The sequence below is a fragment of the Thalassobacterium maritimum genome (assembly GCF_031127805.1).
GTDB lineage: Bacteria > Verrucomicrobiota > Verrucomicrobiia > Opitutales > Coraliomargaritaceae > Thalassobacterium > Thalassobacterium maritimum.
Map to the genome: position 1 here is coordinate 1 of NZ_JARXHW010000227.1, position 515 is coordinate 515.

The window sequence follows — 515 nt, forward strand, 5'->3', positions numbered from 1 at the left end:
TGTCCAATCGCAAACGCGTGCTCTGCTTGCACTTTGGCGATAAAAGAACGTCCAGTCGGAGTGTTTAAATAGAGATAAGTTTCGGCGCCCATCGGTTCGGCTACGTCGATGATCGCGTCGATGCTGGTTGCGCTCTTATCGGCGGACACTTCGATATCCTCAGGACGCACGCCGAAGACGGCAGGCTTGCTACCTTGTTTCTTGGCGGCAGCGATCATGTGACCTTCGAGTTTGAGGGTGAAGGCGGCTCCGCCGTCGGCGGCCTCTTCAACGAAGTATTGACTGCCGTCTTTATCAACGCAGTTGCCGGGGAAGAAGTTCATGGGAGGCGAGCCGATGAAGCCTGCCACGAACATGTTTTGCGGGTCGTTGTAGAGTTTGAGTGGCTCGTCGACTTGCATGATGTTGCCGTCTTTCATTACGCAGATGCGGTCGCCCATGGTCATGGCTTCCACTTGGTCGTGGGTGACGTAGATCATGGTGGCGTCCAGGCGCGCGTGCAGGCGGGAGATCTC

Annotated in this window: 1 protein-coding gene; it reads right to left on the reverse strand. The window is 56.3% G+C overall.

Going from position 1 to position 515, the window contains the following annotated elements; translation table 11 throughout:
* Positions 1 to 515 (reverse strand): TOBE domain-containing protein (locus QEH52_RS20145; protein ID WP_308952760.1); only part of this gene is annotated, 515 nt, incomplete at both ends.